Genomic DNA, 22,544 nt, shown 5'->3' with positions numbered 1-22,544 from the left:
TCCCCCACAGAGGAGCTTGATATGGACTTGGCAGATATCGGGGTCACCGGCCTGGCGGTCATGGGCAGGAACCTGGCGCGCAACCTGGCCAGGCACGGCTACGCGGTGGCCGTGCACAACCGCACGCCCAGCCGGACGCAGCAGCTGGTCAAGGAGTTCGGCGGCGAGGGCACGTTCGTACCGTCGGAGGAGCTGGCCGCCTTCGTGGCCTCGCTCAAGCGGCCGCGACGGGCGATCATCATGGTGAAGGCGGGTCCGGGCACCGACGCGGTGATCGACCAGCTCGCCGAGCTGATGGAGCCGGGCGACATGATCGTCGACGGCGGCAACGCGCACTTCGCCGACACCCGGCGGCGCGAGGCGGCCCTGCGCGACAAGGGGATCCACTTCGTCGGCACCGGCATCTCCGGCGGCGAGGAGGGCGCGCTCAACGGCCCGAGCATCATGCCCGGCGGCTCCAAGGAGTCGTGGGAGGCGCTCGGCCCGATCCTGCAGGACATCTCGGCCAAGGTCGACGGCGTCCCGTGCGCCGTCCACGTGGGCCCCGACGGTGCCGGGCACTTCGTCAAGATGGTGCACAACGGCATCGAATACTCCGACATGCAGCTCATCGCCGAGTCCTACGACCTGCTGCGTCAGGCTCTCGGCGCCACCCCGGCGGAGCTCTCCGGGGTCTTCCGCGAGTGGAACCAGGGCGAGCTGGAGTCCTACCTGATCGAGATCACCGCCGAGGTGCTCGACCAGGTCGACGCGGCCACCGGCAAGCCGTTCGTGGACGTCGTGGTGGACCAGGCCGAGCAGAAGGGCACCGGCCGCTGGACCGTGCAGGGGGCGCTCGACCTGGGCGTACCGGTGACGGGCATCGCCGAGGCGGTGTTCGCTCGCGCGCTGTCGGGCCACCCGGAGCAGCGCGCCGCCGCCGCGTCCCTGGAAGGGCCGAAGCTGTCGGGCGTCGGCGGGCGGGAGCTGATCGAGGACGTACGGCAGGCCCTGTACGCCTCCAAGATCGTCGCCTATGCGCAGGGCTTCGACCAGATGGCCGCCGCTTCCAAGGAGTACGGCTGGGACCTGGACCTGGGCGCCATGGCCACCATCTGGCGGGGCGGCTGCATCATCAGAGCCCGCTTCCTCGACCGGATCCGCGCCGCCTACGACACCGACCGGGCGCTGCCGACGCTGCTGGCCGACCCGACGTTCGCGGCGGCACTTAACCTGGCGCAGGAGTCCTGGCGCCGGGTGGTGACCACGGCGGTGCAGATCGGCGTGCCAACGCCGGGCTTCTCCTCGGCGCTGGCCTACTACGACGGGCTGCGCCGCGAGCGGCTGCCCGCCGCGCTGATCCAGGGTCTGCGCGACTTCTTCGGCGCGCACACCTACCTTCGGGTGGACCGTGAGGGCGCCTACCACACCGACTGGTCCGGCGACCGCACCGAGCGTCCCGCTTAGTTTCCCGCAGCTTTCTACTTCAGCGGGTCCGCAAGGGGATCGGGTTGGCCACCGCGGTCACGAGGCAGAAGCCGATCGGCCCAGCGGCGTCGTGCAGGGTGCACTGCCCTGTGGCGACGCCGCCATCGCTGAGGTGCCCGGTCGCCTCCACGCCGACCAGCTCCCCCTCGGGGACCCGGCCGAGTGTGATCGTGTAGTCGGCGTTGATGAAGTGCACGCCACCGGTGCCGCCGGTGCTGAGCGGGCTGGCGAAGTCGGCCGCGAGCGCCACCCTGGTGAACGGCGTGACCGGCTCGTCGTCCACGAGCGGATGGGTCTCGCGCAGCCAGACCCGGTTGGGGCCCGGCTCGCTCCAGTCGGTCAGCCGCCACAGATCGAACGGCGGCTCCCACTCCCCGCCCGTCACAGGCGGTCCGGCGGGCGGCGGCTCGTCCCACGCGGGCGTGTCGCTCCGCTCGCCGTCCGGCTGCTCGCTCTGCCTGAGCAGCACGGCGCTGGCCCGGCCGATCACGCCCTGGTCGGTACGGATCGTCACGTCGGCCACCCGGATCCGGCGCCCGTCCCTGACCAGCTCGGTCTCGACGGTGACCGGGAGCATCGGGCTGTTGCGGAACAGGTCGACGGTGAGCCGGGCGAAGCGCAGGTCCGCCTCACCGTACTCCTGCTCGACGGCCCTGGCGGCCAGGCCCCCGAGCAGGCGGCCGTGGAGCATGTCGGGCGACCAAGGGCTGCGGGCGTGCGGAGCGGGCACGAACTCGCCCGTCTTACGCGTGAAGAACGCTGACGTCACAGAATGAGATTCTAGAGGGTGGTGAGTCGCCGCCCGAGCCCGCGCAGCCGTTCCTTGAGCTCGACCGGCTCCAGCACCTCGAAGTCGAGGTCGAGAAAGGCCACGACCACGGCGATCAGATGCAGGTCGTCGCCGCGCAGGGTGAGCACGCAGGTGTCCTTCCCGACCGGCTCGACGACACCCGCCGTACGGCCCGCGACCTCACCGGCCGGGGCGTGCAGCAGGACGCGCGCCTGGATCGGCCACATGTCGTGACCCAGCCGGCGCTCGACCCAGGCCGCGACGTCGCCGCCTGGCAGCTCGCGAGGAGTGAAGCGGGGACCGTTCGGCGTGCGCAGGCGCAGGCGGTCGGCGCGGTAGGTGCGCCAGTCCCGCCGGTCGACGTCCCAGCCGACCAGATACCAGCGGCGCGACCAGTTGACCAGGGTGAGCGGCTCGGCCTTGCGCTCGGTGGTGACGCCGTCGCGGCCGGTGTAGTCGAAGCGGAGCTGCTCGTGGTCGCGGCAGGCGGCGGCCACGGCGGTCAGCACCTCGGCGGCGACCGTCGGACCGTCGGTGGTGATCGGCACGGTGTGGGTCTGCAGCGCGTTGACCCGGTGCCGCAGCCGGGCGGGCAGCACCTGCTCCAGCTTGGCCAGGGCGCGCAGGGAGGTCTCCTCGATGCCCGTCACCGTGCCGCCCGCGGCCGTGCGCAGGCCGACGGCGACGGCCACGGCCTCGTCGTCGTCCAGCAGCAGCGGCGGCAGCTCGGCGCCCGCGCCCAGCCGGTAACCGCCGGAGACACCCGGCGTGGAGTGGACCGGATACCCGAGACCGCGCAGCCGCTCGACGTCGCGGCGTACGGTCCTGACCGCGACGCCGAGCCGTTCGGCCAGGTCGGCGCTGGGCCAGTCGCGCCGCGCCTGCAGCAGGGACAGCAGGCGGAGCAGCCTGGCGGAGGTGTCCAACACAAGGGCAATTGTGTCCTGATCCTGGCCGCGATGCCGCCTAGCTTTGGCGACATGGAGAAATTCGTGATCGATGTCCCGCAGGCCGAGTTGACCGATCTGGCGGAGCGGCTGCGCCGTACTCGCTGGCCCGACGCGCTGGAGGGCGTGGGCTGGTCCTACGGCGTACCGCTTCCAGCGGTACGCGAGCTGGCCGATTACTGGCTCGACGGCTATTCCTGGCGTGAACACGAGGCCAGGCTGAACGCCCTTCCCCAGTACACGACCGTGATCGACGGACAGCGCGTGCACTTCGCGCACCTGCGCTCCCCGCACGAGGACGCACTGCCGCTGCTGCTGACGCACGGGTGGCCCAGCACGTTCGCCGACTTCGCGCGCGTCGCCGAACCCCTCAGCCGCGACTTCCACCTGGTCATCCCGTCGATCCCCGGCTTCGCCTTCTCGGGACCGACGGCGGAGACCGGCTGGGGCGTGCGGCGCGTCGCCGCCGCCTGGGCGGAGCTGATGAGCAGGCTCGGCTATACGCGGTACGGCACGCAGGGCGGCGACTTCGGCTCGCTGATCTCCCCGGAGGTGGCCAGGCTCGACCCGGACCACGTCGTCGGGGTGCACCTGAACGCGCTCACGACGATCGTCAACGACGACCAGGCCGGGCTGAGCGCGGCCGAGGTGGAGCGGGCCAAGGGGGTGGAGCGCTGGCACCGCCACTACTCCGGATACGCGATGATCCAGGGGACCAGGCCGCAGACCCTGGCCTACGGCCTGGCCGACTCGCCGACCGGCCAGCTCGCCTGGAACCTCGACGCGTACGCCTCCTGGGGTCAGGACATCGGCGGCTTGTCGCGCGACGACATCCTGACCAATGTGATGATCTACTGGCTCACCGACACGGCGGGCTCCTCCGCGCGTCTCTACCGTGAGGGCGCCTCAGCCTGGGAGCCACCCACCGAGCCGGGCAGGACGCCGACCGCCGTGGCGGTCTTCCCCGGTGACAGTTCGGTGCGGCGCTACGCCGAGGTCGCGCACAACGTGGTGCGCTGGTCGGAGTTCCCCGCCGGCGGCCACTACGCCGCGCTTCAGGCGCCGACGCTGCTCGCCGAGGACATCAAGGCGTTCTTCATAGCGCTCAGCCCCCGATCCATGAACTCGGCGACGACGGGCACCGCCTCCTCAGGGTAGAGGTCGGCGTGCCAGACGAACCGCGAACGGCCGTCGCCCTCGTCCACCACCGTCGAGGACGCGTTGTGATGCCGCAGCCCGAGCGGGCTGTCGACCATGGCGTAGGCGATGCGGCGGGCCTCATCGTCGACGTCCAGGATGAGCTCATGGGCGACGGCTCCGTTGAAGAACGTGACGATCCGGACATCGCCCTCCATGTGGCACTCGAGCGCGAACCCGGGAGCGAGCAGATCAACCCGGCCGGCCTCGCGCAGAACCGCCCACACCCGCTCGGCGGGGACGTCGAGCACCGCTTCCTTGTGAATGGCGGCCATGGGGTCAGCCACCTGCCGCGACACAGAACGGGTGGCCCTCAGGGTCGGTGAGCACGGTCCAGTCGGCGCCCCCCGGCTGGAACTCCGGTACGGCGGCGCCGAGCCCGACCAGCTCCTTGACGGCGATCTCGACGTCGGTCACCTGGAGGTCGAGGTGGACGTGCTTGGCGTCGGCGGGCCAGCCGGGGCCGCGGTAGCCGGCGACACGCTGGAACGCCAGCCCGACGGGGCCGCCCTCGACGGTGGCGAAGTCATCGTCACTGTGGGCGATCCGGCCGCCGGTGGCCTTGGCGTAGAAGTCGGCGAGAGCGGCCGGGTCCTGGCAGTCGAAGATCACGGTGGAGACCGTGATGGTTGTTGTCATGGGTCCAGGGTGGGGCGGGGCGGGCGGCCGGGTCTTGAACATCCTTGCACCGCCGCCTGGCTGCGACGGCGGCAGGATTGTCGTAGCCGGAGCGTAGGGTTCGGCACGTGCGTTCAGCAGTCCGTCTCGGCACCGGGTCCGGGTTCACCCTCGACGCGGTGACCTGCCACGACGATCATCGCAGGTGGTCGCCGCCCGAAACGAGCTCCGCCTACCGGGTGGTGCTGGTGCGCCGCGGCCGCTTCCGCCGCAAGGCCGACGGGCGGGCCGCCGTGGTGGATCCGACGATGGCCTATCTCGGCATTCCTGGCGAGGAGGAGCATTACGCACACCCGGCGGGTGGCGACGTGTGCACCTCCCTGTGCGTGACGCCGGACCTGTGGCGCTCGCTCGCGGGCGACAATGTGGTGCCCTCCCGCTCCACGATCTATGTGGATGCCCGCCTCGACCTGGCGCACCGCCGCTTCCTGGCCGCCGCCCGCACCGGCGACACGGCTTTCGAGCTCGCCGAGGCCCTGCTGCCCCTCCTCTCCACCGCCCTCGACCAGCTCACCCCCGCGCCGGCCCGGCGCGGCCGGGCTCCGGCGAGCTCGGAGGTGATCGTGGAGGGTGCGCGGGAGGCCATCGCCGCGGGCCATCCCGCCGCCGATGGGCTCCTGCCGCTGGCGGAGTTCCTGGCCGTCTCGCCGTACCAGCTGAGCCGGGCCTTCACCCGGGAGCTCGGTGTGTCCCTGACCCACTACCGCAACCGGGTACGCGTCGGACGGGCCCTCGACCACCTGGAGGGCGGCGCGGCGAACCTGGCGCTGCTGGCCGCCGAGCTGGGGTTCGCCGATCAGGCCCACCTGACCCGCACGGTCCGCCGCCACGCCGGCCGCACCCCCGCGGCGCTGCGCCGCCTGCTCGCCCCTCCGGGATCACCGGCGGAGGGCTCGCGTCGTGACCGTTGACGTGTTGACGTCGTGGTCCCCTTGGCGGGCGGCCGCACCGGATTCGATCAACGACGGCCCGGTGGCGTAAGCTCCCTCGCGTGCGTGATTCAGGTGAGGACCCCCGGCCCGCCCGCGGTGCGGTGCGGGAGATCCACTCGCTCAGCCAGGCGGCGACCCTGTCCTACTCCCCCGACCTCGACGGACTGGCCGACCCCGGCGAGATCGTCTGGGCCTGGGTGCCCTACGAGGAGGACCCGGAGCGCGGCAAGGACCGGCCACTGCTGATCGTGGGCCGCACCGGACGCAGATTGCTGGGCATGATGCTGTCCAGCCAGGGCGACGACGGCCCCGACTGGCTGGAGGTCGGCGTGTGGGGGCGCGACGGCAAGACGTCCTACCTGCGGTTGGACCGCGTGTTCGGCCTGGACGAGGACGACATCAGGCGTGAGGGCGCGGTGCTCGACGGTACGCGGTTCGCCCGCGTGGCGGCCCACCTCATGAAGACGTACGGCTGGACCGCCGGCGGCTGACCCGCTTCGTTCGGCGTCCTCCTGGCTGCGATCATGGGGACATGCGTGTTGCGGTGATCGGGAGCGGGATCGTCGGAGCGGCCGCGGCCTGGCACCTGAGCGGGCGCGGAGTGTCCATGACGGTGGTGGACGGGGCTTTCAGCGGGCGGGCGACGGAGGCCGGCGCGGGCATCGTGTGCCCGTGGGTGGACCATCCCGACGACGACGCCTGGTACACGCTGGCGCGCGAGGGGGCTCGCCGCTACCCGGATCTGGTGTCGGCGCTGGGCGAGGACATCGGGTACGCACGGGTGGGAGCCCTGCTGGTGGCCACGGACCCGGTCGAACTGGAGCCGATACGCGCCCTCCTGCTGTGCCGCCATCCGGAGGCACCCGAAATGGGGGACATCACGGATGTGGCGGCTCCGTCGGCACTGTTCCCGCCGCTCAGGAACGGTCTGAGCGCGATCCACGTGCCGGGGGCCGCTCGGGTGGACGGTCGGGCGGTACGTGACGCCCTCCTCCGCGCCGCCATCCGCCAAGGCGCCGACCTCCGTATGGGCACCGCGACTCTCACCCCCGACGGCGGCGTGCTCCTCCACACCGCACCCGACGACGATCCGCTCCGCCGCACCACCACTGGCGCGCCCGGCCCGGAGCCGAGCGCGCAGGCACGGATCGGGGAGGCGGGGATGCCGGGTAGCAGGCTTGAGTCCCCGGCTGGGGAGGTGGGAGCACCGAGCAACAGGCTCAAGTCGCCAGGCAAGGGAGCGGGAGCGCCCAGCGACAGGCCCAGGCCGCCGACCGAGGGAGCGGGGGCGCCAAGAGACAGGCTCAGGTCACCGGTTGAGCGAGCGGGGACGCCCAGCGAGAGGGTCCTCGCGCCGGTCGAGGAGGCCGGGGTACGTGTGGAGGCGGATGTGGTGATCGTGGCCGCCGGAGCCTGGAGCGGGGAGGTGTGCCGCGGACTTGGGGTGGAGATCCCGGTGTCCCCCAGACGCGGGCAGATCGTGCATGCCGCCCTCGACGGCGTGGACACCACCTCCTGGCCGATCGTGCTGCCCCGGAGCGGGCCGTACCTGCTGGGCTTCCCCGGCTCGCGACTGGTGGTCGGCGCGACCGTGGAGGACGCCGGGTTCTCGCCGTACATCACCATCGGCGGCATCCACGAGGTGCTGGCGGCGGGCCTGCGACTGGCGCCGGGCTTGGACGGCGCGAGGGTGGTGGAGACGAGGGTGGGCCTGCGTCCGGTGTACGCGGCGGGCACGGCACTCATCGACCGGCTCACAGACCGGGTGGTGGTGGCGACGGGCCTGGGCGCGTACGGCCTGACGGCCGGCCCGTTCACCGGCCAGATCGCCGCCGCTCTCGCACTGGGCGAACCCCCACCCATCGACATCAGCCCGTACGCGCACATTCCCGCCTGAGCCCGCCCATCGACATCAGCCCGTACGCGCGCATCCCCGCCTGAGCCCGCCCATCGACATCCGGCCCCCAGACGGCGGGCAGGACGGCTGAGAGCTGTTCCTTGGATCAGGTTTGGAGCCAAAGGACCAGGCCAGCCGCTCCACGCACCCCTTCCACGCATGGTTGGGGTCTTGACCGTCGGCGGCTTGTTTCGTACGTTCCCGGCGAGCTTGTTGGACGACGACATCGCCCGGAGGCGGCTTTGACAGAACAGTCCAGCACCACATCGACCTGGCCGGACCTTCCCCCTGGACCGTACGGCACCCCGTCGCCCGACCTGACCCGCCGGTACGCTGAGGCGCCGATGGAGGCGGCCACGCTGCCGAGCGGCGACCGGGTGCCCATGATCGTCCGGTACGCGGATGTCCGCGGCGTGCTCACCTCGCCGGCCAGCAGTCGTAACCTGCGCGAGCCCGGCCTGCCCAGAATGGTCAGCGGCACGTTCCTGGACAACGACCCGGCGGCGCTGATGAACCAGGATCCGCCGGAGCACACCCGATACCGGCGCATCATGCACGGCACGTTCACGCCCAGGCACATCGAACGCTGGCGGCCCCGCGTGGCGGCCATCGCCGGCGAGTTGATCGACGCGGCCGGTGATAAGTTCGATATGGTCGCGGACTTCGCGCTGCCGCTGCCCGCTCGGGTGATCTGCGAGCTGCTCGGCGTGCCGATGGACCGCTTCGAGCAGGTCCGCGGCTGGACGGAGATGTTTCTGTCCGCCTCGGACGCGAGCGCCGACGCTCGGGCCCAGGGATTCGCCGCGTTCACGGCCTATGCGCGGGAGCTGATCGAGCAGCACCGGACCGAGCCCGGCGAGGACCTGATCGACTTGCTCATCGCGGCACGCGACGAAGGCGATGGGCTCAGCGAGGACGAGCTGACCAACATGGTGTTCACGCTGATCATGGCCGGGCACGAGACGACCGCCTCAATGATCGTCCGGGGCAGCTTCCGCCTGCTCTGCCACGCCGACCAGTACGCCGAACTCGCGGCCCATCCCGAACTGGTCGAGCCTGCGGTGGAGGAGATCCTGCGTCACGAAGGACCTGGCTCCAACGGCATGCTCCGGCGGATCACTGATGACGTCGAGGTGTCCGGCGGGACCATCCCGGCCGGCACGGTTGTGCTGCCCAACCTTTGGGCCGCCGACCACGACCCGTCGGTGTTCCAGGACCCGCTGCGGTTCGACGTGAAGAGGTTCACCGATGCCCAGTCCACTCCGCACCTGGCATTCGGCCATGGCCCTCACTACTGCTTAGGCGCGAACCTGGCGAGAATGGAACTGCAGGAGGCGTTCCACGCTCTGGTGACGCGCCTGCCAGGACTGCACGCGCAGGAGGACCCGTCGGCCGTGGTGTGGAGCGACGGGTTCGTCTACTGGCCACGCCGACTGCTGGTCAAAGCAAGCTGAACCCGAACATGCGACCGCATCGCCGGCGCCGCCTCGGTGAGAGCAGCCGGGCGGCTCGGTCTGGATCGCGGTCAGCAGCATCTGCCAGGTGCCATCTGCCGACCCAGTTCTCAGCCCGGGCCCGGTCAGTGCCCACACCGCATGGCAAGGTGTCGACCGGGCCCCGGTCGGCGCCGACGCGTTGCGGGACCACTATCCCGGGCCCCGGTCGGTGCCGACGCGTTGCGGGACGACTATCCCAGGCCCCGGTCGGTGCCGACACCCCGTAGCAGGGTGTCGACCAGGAGCGTGGCCAGGGTGTCGGCGTCGTCGCCCTGGCTCTGCGCGGCCTCGTGGATCAGCGCGTAGTAGACGCGTCTGGCCCACTCCGGATCCACGTCGGCCCGCAGCAGGCCAGTGGCCTGCGCCTTGCGGAACAGCTGGTCGCACCTGTCCTCGACCTCTGAGTGCACGCGGGCCACCTCGGGGTCCGACGACGCGCGGCTCATCGCGAACCCCCAATCGATCTTCACCCGCAACACGCTGGCCGTGACCTGGTAGAGCGCGACCAGCGGCGGCGTGGTCTCGGGATTGGCGGACTCGACCGCCGCCGCGAACTGCCGCGTGGCCCACCCCTCCATCGCGCTGACCAGGGCATCGCGGGACGCGAAGCGCCGGTGCACGGTCGTCCGGGCGACCCCGGCCGCCTCGGCGATCTGCTCCATGCTGGCCGACGGATTCTTGCTGAGCACCCGCTCGGCCGCTTCCAGGATCGTGCGTACGGTCCGTTCGGCGTCGGAACGCAGCGCGCGCCCCTGCTGAATCGCTTCCACAGTGCAACCATACACTCCAGAGTTGCAACACCAATGTTGCAAGTGCTACGTTCTTGGCATCATCAGCGATGCACTTATGGAGGAAACGCGTCACCATGGACATGCGACTCACCGGCAAGACCGCCGTCGTCACCGGCGCCAGCAGGGGCCTCGGTCTCGCCATCGTCGCCGCGCTGCGAGCGGAGGGGATGCGGGTCGTGGCCGGCTCGCGGACGATCTCGCCCGAACTGAAGGAGACCGGCGCGACGGCGATCGCGGTCGACCTGTCCAGCGCCGAAGGCCCGGCCGAGCTGATCGGCACCGCCCTGGCCGAGCTGGGCGAGCTCGATCTGCTGGTCAACAACGTGGGCGGCGGCGACGGCGGCGAGGGGCAGCTGGACGGGTTCCTGGGGTTCACCGAGGAGCACTGGCGCCAGGCCCACGATCTCAACTTCCTCAGCGCCGTCCGCGCCACCAGGGCCGCCCTGCCCAGCCTGCTGCGCCGGGGCGGGACCGTGCTCAACATCTCCTCCAACGGCGCCCGCATGCCGCACGCCGGCCCGATCACTTACACCACGGCCAAGGCCGCGCTGACCGCGTTCGGCAAGGCGCTGGCCGAGGAGTTCGGGCCGCAGGGGGTGCGGGTCAACACCGTCTCCCCCGGTGCCAGCCGCACGTCGATGTGGGAGGACCCCAACGGTTACGGCGCGGCGCTCGCCGCCAAGATGGGCCTGGAGCACGATCAGCTCCTGGCGGGGCTGCCGTCGAGCACGGGGATGACGACGGGTAGGTTCGTCGCTCCCGAGGAGGTCGCCGCCCTGGTGACCTATCTGGCCTCGCCACACGCCGCGAGCGTCAACGGCGCCGACTACGTCATCGACGGCGGCGCGATCAAGACGGTCTGAATCTATCGCGATATATCGTCGAAATCGGGAACATCGGGGATATCGCGATCAGTTGAGTGGTGTGGACCGACTTTCAGGGGAGTGTGAGCGATGGCGAGACTGCGGACGATACGACGGATTCTCGTAGGCGGGGCGGCCTTGGCCGCGGCGGGCTGGGCCCTGCGTGACGTACCCGCCGAGCTGGGCGTGCGGCCTTTGACCTCGGGACCGGACCGGGCGGCCAGGGTGCGGCGCTCACCGCAGTTCAAGGACGGCGCCTTCTACAACCCGATGCCGGAATCCACCACCATGCTGTCCGCGCCACCCCCGGGTCTGCTGCGCGAGATGTCCAAGGACAGAGACCTGCGCCGCCCGTCCGGCCCCGTTCCGCTGCGCGTCCCGCCGACCGGCGACCCGTCGCCGACCGGGCTGAGAGCGATCTGGTACGGCCACGCCTCCACGCTGGTGGAGATCGAGGGGCGTCGGGTGCTGTTCGATCCGGTGTGGAGCAGGAGGCCGTCGCCGTCGCAGCTTGTCGGGCCGAAGCGGCACCACCCGGTGCCCATCCCGCTGAACCGGTTGCCGCAGGTCGACGCGATCGCGATCTCACACGACCACTACGACCACCTCGACATGGGAACCGTGCGCACGCTCACCGCGACGCAGAAGGCGCCGTTCCTGGTCCCGCTGGGCATCGGCGCCCACCTGGAGCGATGGGGCGTGCCCGCCTACCGGATCATCGAGCTCGACTGGGACGAGGAGGCCGAGGTGGCCGGGCTGCGCTTCATCGCGACGGCCGCCCGCCATTTCTCCGGCCGCGTGCTCACTCGCAACGACACGCTGTGGGGCTCCTGGGTGGTGGCCGGAGAGAGCAAGCGGGTCTTCTACGCGGGCGACTCCGGCTACTTCGAGGGCTACCGGGGCATCGGGTCGGCGCACGGCCCGTTCGACCTGACGCTCATGCCGATCGGCGCCTACAGCCCCTCCTGGCCCGACATCCACATGAACCCGGAAGAGGCGATCAACGCCCACCTCGACCTGGGCGGCAGGCTGCTGTTGCCGGTGCACTGGGCGACGTTCACGTTGGCGCTGCACCCATGGGCGGAGCCGGTGGAGCGGCTGTGGCGCGAGGCGAAGGCCCGCGACGTCGAGATCGTGGTGCCGCGCCCCGGTGAGGCCGTCGACACCGACGGCGCTCCGGCCGTCGACGGCTGGTGGGAGACCCTGGGCTGACCACCTTCGACCACACCCGGCGGGCCTGCTACGCCGGATATGTCACCCAGGCCATCGTCAACAACCTGGCGCCATTGCTGTTCATCGTCTTCCAGACGCGCTATCAGGTGCCGTACGAGATGCTGGGCCGCCTGGTCCTGCTCAACTTCGCCACCCAGCTCGTCACCGACCTGATCGCGGTCAAGGTGGTGGACCGGACGGGCTACCGGGTGCCCTTGGCACTGGCGCACGTGTTCAGCGTGGCCGGGCTGGTGCTGCTGGCGGTCGCTCCGTCGGCGCTGCCATCGCCGTACACAGGGCTGGCCGTGGCGGTGGTGGTCTACGGGATCGGCGGCGGGCTGCTGGAGGTCCTGGTCAGCCCGGTGGTGGACGCCCTGCCCGCACCGGCTGAGCACCGGGCCGCCAGGATGAGCCTGTTGCACTCCTTCTACTGCTGGGGCCAGGTCGCCGTCGTGCTGGGCACGACGCTGGTGCTGGCCTGGATCGGCGACGCGGCCTGGCAGGCGCTGCCGCTGCTGTGGGCACTCGTACCACTGGCCGGGCTCGTGCTCTTCCTGCGGGTCCCGCTGCCCGCGACGGTGCCCGAGGAGCATCGGACCGGGCTCGGGGCGCTGCTGCGGACCCCGTTCTTCGCGGCTGCGCTGCTGCTCATGCTCTGCGCGGGCGCGGCCGAGCTGACCATGTCGCAGTGGTCCTCGCTCTTCGCCGAGCAGGGGCTGGGCGTGGCCAAGGTGTGGGGGGACCTCGCGGGACCGTGCCTGTTCGCGGTGCTCATGGGGCTCGGCCGGATCGCCTACGGTCTCTGGGGCAGCCGGATCCCCCTGCTGCCCGCCGTGATCGCCTGCGGTGCGCTGGCCACCGCCTGCTACCTCGCCGCCGCCCTGGCCCGGGACCCGGTGCTCAGCCTGGTCGGGTGTGCGATGTGCGGGCTGGCGGTCAGCCTGATGTGGCCGGGGACGTTCAGCCTGACAGCCGCCCGCTTCCCGTTGGGCGGGACCGCGATGTTCGGGGTCCTGGCGATGTTCGGCGACGCGGGGGCGGCGGCGGGTCCGTGGCTGGCGGGCGCCGTCGCCCAAGGCGGTCTGCTCGTCCCCCAGGGCGGCTTGCTCGGCGATGGCTCCGGACTCCGTGCCGGGCTGCTGGTCGGCACCGTCTTCCCGCTCGCGGTGGTCGTGGTGGGCATCGCGCAGTCGCTTCTGGTCCGCCGCCGCGCCTCCGCTCCTGCCCCCGCCGAGAGCTGATCCATGCCGTCGTACAGTTCATAACGTGAGCAACCTGGAGCAGGACCCCAACGAGATCCGCTGCGGCGCCGAGAGCGGCGGCGAGACCGAGGTGCTCGCCGGGCGCGCGGTGCCGCTGGGCGGTCCGCGCGGCATGTCGGTGAGCAGGACACTGCCCAACGCGCACCGCCGCATGATCGGCGCGTGGTGCTTCGTGGACGCCTACGGCCCCGAGGTGGCGGTGATGCGGGTGCCTCCGCATCCGCACACCGGCCTGCAGACCGTGAGCTGGCTGCTCGCCGGCGAGGTGCTGCACCGCGACAGCGTCGGCAGTCTCCAGGAGGTACGCCCCGGCCAGCTGAACCTGATGACCGCCGGGCACGGCATCTCCCACTCGGAGGAGTCGCCCGAGACGCTGCTGCACGGCGTTCAACTGTGGGTCGCGCTGCCCGGCGCGGACCGGCGGACCGGGCCCGGGTTCGAACACCACGCGTCACTGCCCGTGCGGTCCGGCCCCGGGTTCGACGCCACGGTGATCATGGGGTCGCTCGGCGGCGTGACCTCGCCCGCGACCACCTACAGCCCTTTGGTGGGCGCCGAGGTGGCCGTCGAAGGGAGCGCCGAGGTGCCGCTCGACCCCGGCTTCGAGCACGGGCTGCTGCTGCTCGACGGGAAGGTCGAGCCGCTGGAGGCGGGACCGCTGCTCTACCTGCCGCCGGGCCGCAGCCTGTTGCGGTTGAGCGGGCGCGGGCGGGTACTGCTGATCGGCGGCGAGCCGTTCGCCGAGGAGATCGTGATGTGGTGGAACTTCGTCGGCCGCGACCACGACGAGATCGTCGCGTTCCGCAAGGAGTGGATGGAGGGCGAGGGGTTCGGCGCCGTCGAAGGGTTCGACGGCGGCCCGCTCCCCGCGCCCGTCCTGCCGGGCACCCGGCTGCGGCCCAGGGGCCGCGTCCGCTAGTTTTCCGTTTCCCGCACATACCGCCCGCCTTGCCGCAGGTCAGCTGCTATGGCTGATCCAGCACTCAATGTCATCGATGCTGCCCGGGGACAGTGACGTGCGGACAACAGGACCAGTGCCGGTGGCGTACAGAAAACAGGGCCAGGTCCGGTGACGTGCGGAAACAGGGCTAGTTCCGGTGTGGGAAGGTGTAGATCACGTCCATGTTCGTGCCGTTCGTCGGCATCTCGGCCAGCAGGCGCACCGCGGTGCCCGCGAAATCGACCACCTGCACCTGCTGCTTCTCCGCACTCGCGTCGGGCCTGACCCAGCAGACCAAGTGGCTGTCGTCGTACCAGGTGGCCAGGCCGGTACAGGGCGACTCGAAGCGCTTCAGCTCGGCACCGGTCTGGGTGTCGTAGACGCAGTTGTTGCCGTTGCCCAGACCGGGGCAGTTGGTGACGAACTGCTTGCCCGACGGCGAGAACAGCGAATCGGCGATGCCCGGTCCCACGTTCGGAATCCGGCGCAGCCGCAGCCCGTTCGCGTCGAAGAAGCGCAGGGCCTGCTGCTTGGCGTCGTTCGACAGGGCCACCACGCCCATGTCGGCCTGGTCGAAACCGTAACGGATGCCGTGCAGCGAGCCCTCCCTGAGCGAGGCGACCGTGGCCTGCCTGGTGGCGACGGTCACGATCGCGAACCCGGTCGACTGCCAGACGCCCTTCACCGGGTTACCGACGTTGAACAGCAGGCGGCCGCTGTCACGCGACCAGCCCTGCACGTACGCGCTGAGCGGCTGGCGCGAGGTCTTGACCGTGAACGCCTCACCCGACACCTTGTCGGTGATCTTGACGCTGTCGTAGCCGTCGACGAAGTTCTTGCCGCGCTGGGCCAGATAGCGGCCGTTGGGCGACAGCATGCTCTCCCACATATCCGGATATTTCGTGAACGGTCCGGTCAGGGAGTCCCGGGCGTAGTAGATCCAGTTCTGAGTCTTGGCGTCGCGGACCATGTAGGTGGTGAGTCTGACGGCGTCGCCCGGATTCTCGTAGATGACCGCGTCGGTGCCGGGGAGCGTCGAGGTGACCAGGTTCGCCGTGGGAACGACCGCCGGGGCCGCGGATGTGGCCGTGCCTTCGGCGCTCGGGGAGGAGGTCGGGGTCGGCGGGGCAGGCAGGTTGGTCAGCGCGATGGCCACCACGACGACGGTCGCGACGATGGCCAGAGCCGCGGCGATCGCCGCCACCACGTAGCTCTTCTTCCCGCCCGATCGAGGCGGCGGCACCTGCGGGCCGGAGCCGTACTGCGGGGACTGCCCCTGCGTGGTCGGAGGGACCCACTGCGACTGCTGGTGCGGCCCCGACTGTGCTTGCGGTCCTTGTACTTGCGGGCCCTGTGGTGGCGGTCCTTGTAGCGGCGGTCCCGGTGGGATCGGACCTTGGGGTGGTGGCCCGTACGGGTGCGCCGACTGCGGTTGCGGTCCCTCGGAGTATGACCCCGACTGCCCGTACGGAGCCCGGGAGTACGGCCCTTGGGGGTATGGCCCCGACTGCGCGTACGGAGGCTGACCGTATGAGGGCTGTCCATATGGGGGCTGCATAGGGAGCCCCGACCCCGGCTGGGACGGCGGCTGGGATTGGAGTGGAGGCGGAGCCGTCGGGCTGGACGAGGGCTGAGGCGGAACCGAGGGATGGGATGGGGAGCCGCTGACCAGGGCGGCCGCCTGCTCCAGCTCCGCGGGGTTCGACGTGGGATGCTCCAGCAGCCGCATGATCACCTGTTCGGCGGTGGGCCGCCGGACGGGGTCCTTCGACAGGCAGGCGGCCACGAGTTCGCGCAATGGCCCGGTCAGCGAGGACAGATCGGGCTCGTTGTACAGCACCTGATCGACGATCTCCGGCACCGACTCCGCCTCGAACGGCCCGGTGCCCGTAGCGGCGAACACGATGGTGCTCCCCCACGCGAACATGTCCGCGGCCGGTCCCACCGGCTGTCCCAACACCTGTTCCGGCGCCATGAACGCGGGCGTCCCCACCGGGGTGGAGGTGATCGTGGAGGTGGCGTCGAGCGCCTTGGCGATGCCGAAGTCGATCACCCGGGGACCTTCGCCGGCGAGCAGCACGTTGTTCGGGCTGAAGTCGCGGTGCACGATGCCCGCCTGGTGGATGGCGGCCAGCGCGGTGACGCTCCCGATGGCCAGCCGGTACAGGGCGGCGTCCGCGCGCGGCCCCTCCTCGGTCACCACCTGCCGCAGCGGCGGCCCCTCGACGTACTCGCTGACGATGAACGGCCGCTCCTCGTGCACCCCGGTCGCCAGTACCTTCGCGGTGCAGAACGGCGCCACCCGCTGCGCCACGGCCGCCTCCCGCGCGAACCGCTCGGCCGCGACCTCGTCGCCCGCCAGGTTCGGCCGTAACCACTTGATGGCGGCCTGGTCGCCCTGCTCGTCGACGCCCAGATAAACGACGCCTTGTCCGCCTTCTCCCAGCCGTCCGCGGATCTCATAACCTCCGAGACCGGCGGGATCTCCTGCTCTCAGCTCACTCATCGACGGCATGACCAAATTATGGGCGTGCTTCTTGCGAATGACTTAACTTGCCCTGTCCGGAAATTTCGTGTCAGTACAGCATGGACGACGGGGCGCGCATACCCATCGGGACCAGCGGGCCCGCGGCCTTGACGGTGTGCAGTACGGGGGCCGTTTCGAGTGTGTGAATGGCGTCGAGGCCACCCAGCCGATGGGTGAGGTAATCGTGCAGATCGGCAGGGCTGCGGCAGAGCGCGTTGGCCAGCAGATTGGTCCGGCCGGTGGTGGCGGCCACCAGGGCGAGTTCACGGTGACCGGCCAGGGTGGTCGCGACGCGGTCGAGGTGTCCTGGCTGAACGGACATCCAGAGCAGGGCTTGGGTGGTGGCCCCGAGAACGGCGGGGGCGACCTCGACATCGAAGAAGATCGCCTCGTTGGTGCGCAGTTCGGCCAGACGGCGGGCGATGGTGGCTTGGGACAGTCCGGTGGCCGCGGCGAGGTCTGCGTACGTGGCCCGGCCGTCGTGACGCAGAGCGTCGATCAGGTCGTGATCGACACCCGCCAGCGGCGGCCGACCGTCCGACTGATCGGTCGGCTGATCGGCCGACCGACTGGTCAGCTGACCGGCCAGCCGACCGGTCGACTGATCAGTCTGCCGATCAGTCGGAGATGACTGGCGGGCCGACTGATGGGTCGACGATGGCGGGTGGGCCGATTGATGGGTCGGTGATGGCCGGCGGGCTGGCGAATCAGTGTCGCGGGCCTGTGCGAGCCGCTGTTGCTGCTGTTCGGTGAGGGTCTCGAGGCGGCCTCGCCACCCGGTCGGCCCGCCCAGGTAGGTGTGCAGCAGGCAGTGGGCGGAGACCGCGGTGATGCCGGCCCTTCGGGGGATGTCGTGCAGCAGCAGCGACGGTACGGCCTGCGCACCGCTCGGCGCGTGGATGACGGCGAAGATCTCCGTACCTCCGGAGGCCAATTTGACCCACGAGGTGTCGGCTCGCCGGGCCAGCGAATGCGAAAGATCTCGCACGGTGGACGGGGTGGCGGTGAGCCGGATCATCCACTGGGTCTGGCCTGCCCGGTCCGGGTTCGGGAGCCCGACCACGCGCAACGCGGCCTCGGCGCGCAGTCGCCGATAGCGGCGAGCCACGGTCTGCGCCGAGGTGCCGATCACCTCGGCGATACGGCCGAAGGGTGCTCGCCCGTCAATGCTCAGGGCGTGGATCAGCCCTCGGTCCACATCGTCGAGCGTGAGCATTTCCCTCACAGATCCGTCAGTTTTGGAAGATAGTCGCCAACTATACGCTCTGGATGGAACAACCGACCCGGCCTCTTTCACGCTGGGACCCCGCCCGTCGACGGCGTGGGTTAGCGGAGTTGGAGAGGAACGTGGGATGTCGGTACATGTGTCATCGCCCCCGAGGGGGGCTTACCGGTGGCGGTGGGTGGCGCTGGCGGCGTTGCTGCTGGCCGAGGCCATGAATCTGCTGGACTCGACGATCGTGCAGGTCGCCACACCGGCGATCCGGGTCGACCTGGGCGGGTCGGCGTCGGACATGCAGTGGTTCAGCACGGCGTACACCTTGCCTTTCGCCCTGCTTCTGATCGCCGGGGGCCGGCTGGGTGACATCGCCGGTCGGCGGCTGGTCTTTCGGATCGGTGTCGCGGGGTTCCTGGCCGCGTCGCTGGCCTGCGCCCTGGCGGACTCGGTCGGCGCGCTGATCTGCTTCCGCGCCGTGCAAGGCGCCGCGGCCGCGGCGATCATTCCGCAGACCATCGGCCTGATCCGCGCCATGTTCGACGGCGAGGAGATGTCCAAGGCCTTAGGCAGCATCGGTCCCGTCATGGGGCTGGCCGCTGTCTGCGGGCCCATTCTCGGTGGCGTGCTGACCCAGGCCGACCTGTTCGGCTCGTCATGGCGCTCGGCGTTCCTGGTCAACGTCCCGCTCTGCGTCGCCGTGCTGGCCGTCGCGCCGACGCTGATCGAGGACCACGCGCCGCGGCGACCGAGTCTCGACCCCACGGGCACCACGCTGGCGATGCTCGGCACGACTCTGATCGTCTACCCCCTGATCGGGAGTGGGACGGCGCACATGTCGACGGGGAACTGGGTGGCCATCGGCATCGGCCTGGCGACCGTCTTCGGCTTCGGCCTGCAGCAGCGACGGAGGGCCGGGCTCGGCCGCAGTTCGCTGGTGGAGACCAGCCTGTTCGCGCACCGCGCCTTCCCTGCCGCGCTGGTGACGTCGGCCCTGTTCTTCGCGGTGACGACCGGGCTGATGTTCGTCGTGGTCCTGCACCTGCAGCTGGGAGTGGGCGCTGACGCGCGCACCGCGGGCCTGACCATGACGCCTTGGTCGGTATGCCTGGCGGTGTCGTCGTGGGTCGCGGGCGCGTATCTGGTTCCTCGCTACGGGCGGCGGGTGATGTTCGCCGGACTCGCCACGCTGGGGGTGGGCATAGTGGCCGCCATCGTCGTCTACCACACGGCCTCCCCCATGGCCTATCCCACGCCGTTGCTCGGCGCCCTGGGAGTCGCGGGCCTCGGCGTCGGGGTGTTCACCCCGTCGTTCTTCACCGCCGCGCTGGAACCGCTCAAGCCTCAAGAGATCGGCTCAGCCGCCGGCCTGCTCAACGCCGTCCAGCAACTCGGCGCCACGCTCGGCGTCGCCGTCCTGGGCAGCGTCTACCTCAACGGCTCCACGGCCGGCTCGCCTGGCGGCGCGATCCAGGTGACCTGCTGCGTCGCGGGCGGCATGCTCGTGGCGAGCTTCCTCTCCGCTGCGCTAATGACGGGGGGCCGAGCCGCGGTTACAGGATCTTCATCCCGGGAGTAAAGATGCCCTCCTCGATCTCGACTTGTGACGCAGTGTGATGTACTGATCACCGCTAGGATTCTCGGCATGACAACCCTCCAGGAGCTGGAGATCCGGGTGACGCGCCTCGAAGAGCGCACGGACAACCAGCGAGAAGACATCCAGGTCATCGGCTCAGAGGTCTCCAAGATCCTTCTGACTCAGGACGAGATCCTGAAGGTCCAGCGTACGCACACGCAGAAAATCGACGCGCTGGACGAGAAGTTCGACAAGCTCGACGAAACGTTCAACGAGCTCGCCACGGTGGTGGGCGGGCACAGTGAGACGCTAGCCGGGCACACCCAGATACTGGCCGGGCACACCCAGACGCTGGCCGAGCACGGTCAGACCCTGGCCAAGCACACTCGGATGTTCGAGACGCTGTTCGCCCACTTCGGCATCCCCCTCCCCGCCGAAGAGCCCCAGCACAACTAGTGCGGCGACCACGATGGCTCCCGAGCAGTTCGCCACACGACCGTCCCGATGCCCGTGACGGTCCGTGGCGGCTGGGGTCCTTTTAGCGGAATGCCCCTTCGGGGGACAGGAAGAAGACGGCCCGTCGTGGCACAGGCCCCCTGAAGGGATACCTCCTCCGGAGGAGGAGAAGACGAGGGCTCGTCGCGACACGGGTCCCATGGAGGAATACCCCTCCGGGGAGCCGAGGAAGACGGCCCGTCATAGCTGCCTTCGGGGGAGAGGAAGAACGGATAGCCGTCTTCGCCTTTTGACGCCCGGGGCCGGGAGGCCCCGGGCGGCTCGGCCCTTACTTGTCGGAAAGCTTGTGACCGCGGAAAATCGGGTGGTCGGTCTCCCAGTAGCGCCAGCCTTCGATTCTCGATGGAATGTCGGCGATACCCGTAGCGATTCTGACCTCGGCGCAGTTGTGGAGCCGGGCCCACTGACCCCAGCCGATGCGGTAACCGAAGACGCGATACCACATGTTTCCGTACTTGCCTTTGCTGATGTTCTGCGTGTAGTCGTGCCCCGTGAAGATCATGTGCCTCTTCTCGAGGTGTGGCGTGACCTCCCTGGTGAGCGCGCGCAGGATGTCCTCGGTGGTGACCGTGCTGCCGATCGTCTTGGCGACCGAGTCGGTGACCGATTTGGTCTTGATCTTGTCGGCCTCCACGAACGCGAGCACCTCATACTCGTGGTGGACCGAGACGGTCATCGAGCCGCCGGGACCGTCGGTGTACCTGGTGCGAGGAATGAAGAAGTTGTGGGGCCTCAGAGAGTGAGCCCTGACGAAGGTTCCCGGCTCGCAGCCATTCCCGCTGTCGGTCAGGACTGGCTTGTGGAACCTATGGAAGAAGTGGTGGTGGCGGTTGAACCGATGGTCCGGTAGCGGATCGGCGTTGGCCGGGGTGGTCGTGATGCCGGCAAGGGCCACGGACAGAGGGGCCGCCACGGCCAGCATCATCCGTCTTCTGGCCCGCCGCCTCGCCGGGCGGGTCGGTATGCCTGTGGCGTCGGCTCTCGGAGTGTGCGTGAACATAGAGGTACCGTTTCTTTTGGAGCGCGGCCAGCGGTCGCGGCTAACCCATTGGCCGGAAGACGGCCCATTCCTGCCCGCTGAGCAACCCAGCGTGACGATAAAGATGCTTACAGTCATAGCCAGGCTCCCCTCGGCGCCACGCCGAAAGGGACTTCCCCGGACAGGAAAAGCAAAGGTGAATAAAGCCTCAGCATTGACTGTCTCGGTTCGAGAGGACACGGCACCAGACGCGACTCGGGGGCGGCCACGCCACCACTACGACAGCCGCTGTGCCTTGCTCAGCAGTCGCTGCGCCACCACCACCAGCGCCAGGAACGCCCCGCTAACTACTTGCTGAAAGGCCGATGTCAGGTTCCCCACCTGGTTGATCAGGCTCTGAATCACGCCCAGCAGCAGCACTCCTGCCACCGTCCCGGTGATTCCGCCCGCGCCCCCGGTCAGCAGGGTGCCGCCGATGACGACGGCGGCGATCGCGTCCAGTTCCAGGCCGATGCCCAGGATCGTCACCCCGGACGAGAGCCGTGCCGCGTTCAGCGCGCCGGCGAGGCCGGCCAGCAGGGCCGACATCACGTACACGGTCACCTTGGTACGCGCCACGGGCACACCCATGAGCGCCGCCGCCTGCTCGTTGCCGCCGATCGCGTAGACGTTCTGCCCGAAGCCGGTGCGTTGCAGCAGCACCATCGCGACCAGCGCCAGCGCCGCGGTGATGTACACGGGGTACGTCAGGCCGAGCAACTCCCCCTGCCCCAAGGACGCGAAAGCGGGATTTTTCACCAAATAGGTGGTTGCGCCCTCCCCCGAGATCGCGAGCATCAACCCCCGCACACCCAACAAACCCGCCAATGTCACGATAAAGGGAGCCATACCGGTGCGAGCTATGACCAAACCCTGCAGCAAGCCGACGATCCCGCACGCGCCCAGCGGCAGCGCCAGCGCCACGAGCAGGCCGTACTGGGACCCATAGGCCGCCAGCACCCCGCCCAGCACGAACAGCGAACCCACCGACAGGTCGATCCCGCCGCTGATGATCACGAACGTCATCCCGATCGCGATGATCGCCAGGAACGACGACGAGACCACCACGCTGGCCGCGTTCCCCGCCGTGGCGAAGGAGTCGAAGGCCACGCTGCCCACGATCACCAGTAGCGCCAGCACCATGAGCGCCCCGTGCTGCTGAAGCACCCGGCTCACCTGCTCACGTCGCAAAGAAGCAAATGAAGCGGAAGAAGCAGAG

The 22,544-nt window shown here is 69.9% G+C and carries 21 protein-coding genes; 12 read left to right on the top strand and 9 right to left on the bottom strand.

The window, feature by feature from the left end; translation table 11 throughout:
• Nucleotides 1–21 precede the first annotated feature (21 nt).
• Entirely contained in the window at nucleotides 22–1,446 is a 1,425-nt protein-coding gene (gene gndA / locus AB0L53_RS33165; protein WP_364002320.1) for an NADP-dependent phosphogluconate dehydrogenase, read from the top strand.
• A 19-nt stretch (nucleotides 1,447–1,465) separates the two neighbouring features.
• Here the strand turns inward: gndA and AB0L53_RS33160 are convergent, their stop codons facing one another.
• Nucleotides 1,466–2,236 carry a thioesterase family protein gene (locus AB0L53_RS33160; protein ID WP_364002317.1) on the bottom strand — a complete coding sequence of 257 codons (771 nt, stop codon included), beginning with the start codon at nucleotides 2,234–2,236 and terminating at the stop codon, nucleotides 1,466–1,468.
• Between the two features lie 11 nt (nucleotides 2,237–2,247).
• Nucleotides 2,248–3,186 carry a YafY family protein gene (locus AB0L53_RS33155; RefSeq protein WP_364002314.1) on the bottom strand — a complete coding sequence of 313 codons (939 nt, stop codon included), beginning with the start codon at nucleotides 3,184–3,186 and terminating at the stop codon, nucleotides 2,248–2,250.
• Nucleotides 3,187–3,237: 51 nt separating this feature from the next.
• Between AB0L53_RS33155 and AB0L53_RS33150 the strand changes: the two genes are divergently transcribed.
• Nucleotides 3,238–4,362, top strand: coding sequence for an epoxide hydrolase family protein (locus AB0L53_RS33150; RefSeq protein WP_364002311.1), 1,125 nt, complete (start codon nucleotides 3,238–3,240; stop codon nucleotides 4,360–4,362).
• On the opposite strand, the gene AB0L53_RS33145 is transcribed toward AB0L53_RS33150, so the two are convergent.
• Nucleotides 4,260–4,676, bottom strand: a complete 417-nt coding sequence (locus tag AB0L53_RS33145; RefSeq protein WP_364002308.1) for an SRPBCC family protein — start codon at nucleotides 4,674–4,676, stop codon at nucleotides 4,260–4,262. The two genes, AB0L53_RS33150 and AB0L53_RS33145, sit on opposite strands and share 103 nt — an antisense overlap.
• A gap of 4 nt (nucleotides 4,677–4,680) precedes the next feature.
• A complete protein-coding gene (locus AB0L53_RS33140) occupies nucleotides 4,681–5,040 on the bottom strand; it encodes a VOC family protein (RefSeq protein ID WP_358542734.1) in 360 nt (119 codons plus the stop codon).
• A 107-nt stretch (nucleotides 5,041–5,147) separates the two neighbouring features.
• Here AB0L53_RS33140 and AB0L53_RS33135 point away from each other — a divergent pair, with 107 nt between their 5' ends.
• From AB0L53_RS33135 to AB0L53_RS33120, 4 genes are all read left to right on the top strand, one after another.
• Complete coding sequence (locus tag AB0L53_RS33135; protein WP_364002305.1) at nucleotides 5,148–5,990, top strand: AraC family transcriptional regulator; 843 nt, start codon at nucleotides 5,148–5,150, stop codon at nucleotides 5,988–5,990.
• A gap of 80 nt (nucleotides 5,991–6,070) precedes the next feature.
• Nucleotides 6,071–6,502 (top strand): type II toxin-antitoxin system PemK/MazF family toxin, encoded by a 432-nt coding sequence (locus AB0L53_RS33130; RefSeq protein WP_358542730.1) that lies wholly within the window; start codon nucleotides 6,071–6,073, stop codon nucleotides 6,500–6,502.
• A gap of 41 nt (nucleotides 6,503–6,543) precedes the next feature.
• On the top strand, nucleotides 6,544–7,908 hold the full coding sequence (locus tag AB0L53_RS33125) for an FAD-dependent oxidoreductase (protein ID WP_364002302.1): 1,365 nt from the start codon (nucleotides 6,544–6,546) through the stop codon (nucleotides 7,906–7,908).
• A gap of 242 nt (nucleotides 7,909–8,150) precedes the next feature.
• Nucleotides 8,151–9,362 (top strand): cytochrome P450, encoded by a 1,212-nt coding sequence (locus AB0L53_RS33120; protein ID WP_364002299.1) that lies wholly within the window; start codon nucleotides 8,151–8,153, stop codon nucleotides 9,360–9,362.
• Nucleotides 9,363–9,595: 233 nt separating this feature from the next.
• Here the strand turns inward: AB0L53_RS33120 and AB0L53_RS33115 are convergent, their stop codons facing one another.
• Nucleotides 9,596–10,174 (bottom strand): helix-turn-helix domain-containing protein, encoded by a 579-nt coding sequence (locus AB0L53_RS33115; RefSeq protein ID WP_364002296.1) that lies wholly within the window; start codon nucleotides 10,172–10,174, stop codon nucleotides 9,596–9,598.
• A gap of 95 nt (nucleotides 10,175–10,269) precedes the next feature.
• Between AB0L53_RS33115 and AB0L53_RS33110 the strand changes: the two genes are divergently transcribed.
• From AB0L53_RS33110 to AB0L53_RS33095, 4 genes are all read left to right on the top strand, one after another.
• A complete protein-coding gene (locus tag AB0L53_RS33110; protein ID WP_364002293.1) occupies nucleotides 10,270–11,058 on the top strand; it encodes an SDR family oxidoreductase in 789 nt (262 codons plus the stop codon).
• A gap of 90 nt (nucleotides 11,059–11,148) precedes the next feature.
• Nucleotides 11,149–12,270, top strand: a complete 1,122-nt coding sequence (locus AB0L53_RS33105) for an MBL fold metallo-hydrolase (RefSeq protein ID WP_364002291.1) — start codon at nucleotides 11,149–11,151, stop codon at nucleotides 12,268–12,270.
• Nucleotides 12,252–13,511, top strand: a complete 1,260-nt coding sequence (locus tag AB0L53_RS33100) for an MFS transporter (protein WP_364002290.1) — start codon at nucleotides 12,252–12,254, stop codon at nucleotides 13,509–13,511. The genes AB0L53_RS33105 and AB0L53_RS33100 overlap by 19 nt, the downstream gene beginning before the upstream one ends.
• 25 nt (nucleotides 13,512–13,536) lie before the next feature.
• The gene (locus tag AB0L53_RS33095) at nucleotides 13,537–14,451 is read left to right on the top strand and encodes a pirin family protein (protein WP_364002289.1); all 915 of its coding nucleotides are present in this window, start codon (nucleotides 13,537–13,539) and stop codon (nucleotides 14,449–14,451) included.
• A 169-nt stretch (nucleotides 14,452–14,620) separates the two neighbouring features.
• On the opposite strand, the gene AB0L53_RS33090 is transcribed toward AB0L53_RS33095, so the two are convergent.
• Together AB0L53_RS33090 and AB0L53_RS33085 are read right to left on the bottom strand one after the other, a co-directional pair.
• Complete coding sequence (locus tag AB0L53_RS33090) at nucleotides 14,621–16,987, bottom strand: protein kinase (RefSeq protein WP_364002286.1); 2,367 nt, start codon at nucleotides 16,985–16,987, stop codon at nucleotides 14,621–14,623.
• 61 nt (nucleotides 16,988–17,048) lie between these two features.
• A complete protein-coding gene (locus AB0L53_RS33085; protein WP_364002759.1) occupies nucleotides 17,049–18,215 on the bottom strand; it encodes an Lrp/AsnC family transcriptional regulator in 1,167 nt (388 codons plus the stop codon).
• Nucleotides 18,216–18,351: 136 nt separating this feature from the next.
• On the opposite strand from AB0L53_RS33085, the gene AB0L53_RS33080 reads away from it, so the two are divergent.
• The gene (locus tag AB0L53_RS33080; RefSeq protein ID WP_364002283.1) at nucleotides 18,352–19,794 is read left to right on the top strand and encodes an MFS transporter; all 1,443 of its coding nucleotides are present in this window, start codon (nucleotides 18,352–18,354) and stop codon (nucleotides 19,792–19,794) included.
• Between the two features lie 66 nt (nucleotides 19,795–19,860).
• Entirely contained in the window at nucleotides 19,861–20,247 is a 387-nt protein-coding gene (locus tag AB0L53_RS33075; RefSeq protein WP_364002280.1) for a hypothetical protein, read from the top strand.
• A 328-nt stretch (nucleotides 20,248–20,575) separates the two neighbouring features.
• Here AB0L53_RS33075 and AB0L53_RS33070 read toward each other — a convergent pair whose 3' ends face one another.
• Together AB0L53_RS33070 and AB0L53_RS33065 are read right to left on the bottom strand one after the other, a co-directional pair.
• Nucleotides 20,576–21,424, bottom strand: a complete 849-nt coding sequence (locus tag AB0L53_RS33070; protein ID WP_364002277.1) for a hypothetical protein — start codon at nucleotides 21,422–21,424, stop codon at nucleotides 20,576–20,578.
• Nucleotides 21,425–21,562: 138 nt separating this feature from the next.
• A complete protein-coding gene (locus AB0L53_RS33065; RefSeq protein WP_364002274.1) occupies nucleotides 21,563–22,492 on the bottom strand; it encodes an ABC transporter permease in 930 nt (309 codons plus the stop codon).
• Between the last annotated feature and the right edge of the window lie 52 nt (nucleotides 22,493–22,544).

The organism is Nonomuraea sp. NPDC052129, from assembly GCF_040680095.1.
Lineage (GTDB): Bacteria > Actinomycetota > Actinomycetes > Streptosporangiales > Streptosporangiaceae > Nonomuraea.
This window is presented reverse-complemented; position numbering and strand designations above follow the sequence as displayed.

What these genes read in the sequence shown, in the direction of transcription:
- AB0L53_RS33105 (WP_364002291.1), top strand. Translation starts at nt 11,149, where the DNA reads ATGGCGAGACTGCGGACGATACGACGGATTCTCGTAGGCGGGGCGGCC.
- AB0L53_RS33140 (WP_358542734.1), bottom strand. Translation starts at nt 5,040, where the DNA reads ATGACAACAACCATCACGGTCTCCACCGTGATCTTCGACTGCCAGGAC.
- AB0L53_RS33070 (WP_364002277.1), bottom strand. Translation starts at nt 21,424, where the DNA reads ATGACTGTAAGCATCTTTATCGTCACGCTGGGTTGCTCAGCGGGCAGG.
- AB0L53_RS33110 (WP_364002293.1), top strand. Translation starts at nt 10,270, where the DNA reads ATGGACATGCGACTCACCGGCAAGACCGCCGTCGTCACCGGCGCCAGC.
- AB0L53_RS33150 (WP_364002311.1), top strand. Translation starts at nt 3,238, where the DNA reads ATGGAGAAATTCGTGATCGATGTCCCGCAGGCCGAGTTGACCGATCTG.
- AB0L53_RS33125 (WP_364002302.1), top strand. Translation starts at nt 6,544, where the DNA reads ATGCGTGTTGCGGTGATCGGGAGCGGGATCGTCGGAGCGGCCGCGGCC.
- AB0L53_RS33090 (WP_364002286.1), bottom strand. Translation starts at nt 16,987, where the DNA reads ATGCCGTCGATGAGTGAGCTGAGAGCAGGAGATCCCGCCGGTCTCGGA.
- gndA (WP_364002320.1), top strand. Translation starts at nt 22, where the DNA reads ATGGACTTGGCAGATATCGGGGTCACCGGCCTGGCGGTCATGGGCAGG.
- AB0L53_RS33145 (WP_364002308.1), bottom strand. Translation starts at nt 4,676, where the DNA reads ATGGCCGCCATTCACAAGGAAGCGGTGCTCGACGTCCCCGCCGAGCGG.
- AB0L53_RS33075 (WP_364002280.1), top strand. Translation starts at nt 19,861, where the DNA reads ATGACAACCCTCCAGGAGCTGGAGATCCGGGTGACGCGCCTCGAAGAG.
- AB0L53_RS33085 (WP_364002759.1), bottom strand. Translation starts at nt 18,215, where the DNA reads ATGCTCACGCTCGACGATGTGGACCGAGGGCTGATCCACGCCCTGAGC.
- AB0L53_RS33080 (WP_364002283.1), top strand. Translation starts at nt 18,352, where the DNA reads ATGTCGGTACATGTGTCATCGCCCCCGAGGGGGGCTTACCGGTGGCGG.